The following is a 2,556-nucleotide window of genomic DNA, read 5'->3' as shown; positions in this document are numbered from 1 at the left end:
CGACCGCGACACCCTGGCCGTCGCCCTGGGTCGCGGCCCGGACGGCCGGGCCTACGTCGCCGTCCTGCCGGCGTCCGAGCCCGAAGTGGCCGGTGAGGCGGACGACTCCTGGCTCACCCTGCGGCGGGCCGGTGGGCTGCTGGACCAGCTCGGTGCCGGCTTGTTCACCACCGCGCTGGCGCTCGCGAACTGGCACGCGCGCCACGGCCGCTGCTCGATCTGTGGGAGCCGGACAGCGCCGGTCGAGGCCGGCTGGGTGCGGCGGTGCCCCCACGACGGCAGCGAGCACTACCCCCGCACCGACCCCGCGGTCATCATGTCGGTGGTCGACCCCGACGACCGGCTGCTCCTGGGCCGGTCGCCGCACTGGCCGGAGGGACGCTTCTCGGTCCTCGCAGGCTTCGTCGAGCCCGGTGAGTCCTTCGAGCAGGCGGTCGCCCGCGAGGTCTCCGAGGAGGTCGGCGTCCTCGTCGACGAGGTGACCTACCTGGGCAACCAGCCGTGGCCGTTTCCCTCGTCGGTGATGATCGGCTTCGCCGCCCGCACCACTCAGGTCGAGCTGACCCTCGACCCCCAGGAGATGGCAGAGGCACACTGGATGACACGGGACGAGTACCGCGCCGGTCTGCGCGACCAGCGGATCCACACGCCGACCGGCATCTCCATCGCGAAGCGGATCATCGAGCTCTGGCTCGGGGAGACGGTTGAGGCGGCGGCGCGGGGCTGAGGCCGGCGGGGTGCTGTCCCACCCGGGTGCGAGGATGTGCGGGCACGCGGAGCGCAAGGAGGGCCATGTCGGGGACGAACGGAGCGGCATACCCGCTCGTCACGGCGGACTCCGTCCTGGCCGGCCTCGATCCCGAGCAGCGCCAGGTCGCGACCGCGCCGCCCGGCCCCGTCTGCGTCCTCGCCGGTGCGGGGACGGGCAAGACCCGCGCCATCACGCACCGGATCGCGTATGCCGTGCACTCCGGCCTGCAGCAGCCGCAACGTGTGCTCGCGGTGACCTTCACCGCCCGAGCCGCGGGCGAGATGCGCACGCGTCTGCGCGGGCTGGGTGTCCGCGGGGTCCAGGCGCGCACCTTCCACGCGGCCGCCCTGCGCCAGCTGCACTTCTTCTGGCCACAGGCCGTCGGCGGCGCCTCGCCCGAGGTGCTCGGGCAGAAGGCGCCGGCCGTCGCCGAGGCCGCGAGCCGGCTCCGCATGCAGTTCGACCGCACGGCGATCCGCGACCTCGCCGCCGAGATCGAGTGGGCCAAGGTCAACCTGCTCACCGCCGAGAGCTACGCAGGGGCGGCCCGGGCGGCTCGTCGCGACCCTCCCGGGCTCGACCTGACCGGCATGGCCCGGGTCTTCGACGCCTACGAGGAGGTCAAGCAGCGCCGCGGCGTCATCGACTTCGAGGACGTCCTCCTGCTCACGGTCGGGATCCTCAAGGACCGCGACGACATCGCGAGGACGGTGCGGGACCAGTACCGCCACTTCGTCGTCGACGAGTACCAGGACGTCAACGCGCTCCAGCAGCGACTGCTCGACCTCTGGCTGGGGGAGCGGTCCGACGTCTGCGTCGTCGGCGACCCGGCCCAGACGATCTACTCCTTCACCGGTGCCAGCCCCGAGCACCTGCTCGGCTTCCGCCGTCGCTTCCCCGACGCGACCGTGGTGCGGCTGGTCCGCAACTACCGCTCGTCTCCCGAGATCGTCGGCCTGGCAAACCTCGTCGTCGCGAGCGGACCCCAGGCCGCCCGGGACGGTGCGGTGCAGCTGCGCGCGCAGGGTGAGCCCGGCCCCCGGCCCACCCTGACCACGCACCCTGACGACCCCGCCGAGGCCGCGGCTGTCGCCGCACGGGCCAGGGAGCTCATCGACGCAGGGACAGCCGCGGCCGGGATCGCCGTCCTGTTCCGGACCAACGCGCAGTCCCAGGCCATCGAGCAGGCCCTCTCCGATGCGGGCGTGCCCTACCTGGTCCGCGGGGGTGAGCGGTTCTTCGCGCGCAAGGAGGTGCGTGACGCGATCCTGCTGCTGCGCGGCGCGGCTCGCAGCGACGACGGTGACAAGCCACTGGGACACCTCACCCGCGACGTCATCACGGGCGCGGGCTGGTCCGCCGAGCCGCCCAGCGGCAGCGGTGCCGTCCGCGAGCGCTGGGAGTCGCTCACGGCGCTGGCCCAGCTGGCCGACGACCTCGAGCAGTCCGTGCCCGGCGCCCGGCTGCCCGAGCTCGTCGCCGAGCTCGACCGGCGGGCCGCGGAGCAGCACGCTCCGGCCGTCCAGGGTGTCACGCTCGCGAGCCTCCACGCGGCAAAGGGACTCGAGTGGGACGTCGTCTTCCTCGTCGGCTGCTCCGACGGGCTGATCCCCATCTCGATGGCCGAGGGGTTCGAGGCCATCGAGGAGGAACGCCGGCTGCTCTACGTCGGTCTGACCCGCGCCCGGCGGCGGCTCGAGATCTCCTTCGCGGAGTCGCGGGCCCCAGGGGGGCGGGCGACCCGGCGGCCCTCGCGCTTCCTCGCGGCCGGCTCGGTGGTCCTCGGCGAGCAGGCCCGAGGGCCG

At 73.8% G+C, this 2,556-nt stretch carries 2 protein-coding genes; both read left to right on the top strand.

What is annotated here, in order from left to right; genetic code table 11:
• Positions 1–727 (top strand): NAD(+) diphosphatase (gene nudC / locus N864_RS21355; RefSeq protein ID WP_034722182.1); only part of this gene is annotated, 727 nt, incomplete at its 5' end.
• 65 nt (positions 728–792) lie between these two features.
• Positions 793–2,556, top strand: a 1,764-nt coding sequence (locus N864_RS21350; protein ID WP_034722181.1) for an ATP-dependent helicase, incomplete at its 3' end; no start/stop codon positions are given.

Origin of the sequence: Intrasporangium chromatireducens Q5-1 (assembly GCF_000576575.1) — a bacterium.
Classification (GTDB): Bacteria; Actinomycetota; Actinomycetes; order Actinomycetales; family Dermatophilaceae; genus Intrasporangium_A; species Intrasporangium_A chromatireducens.
This window is presented reverse-complemented; position numbering and strand designations above follow the sequence as displayed.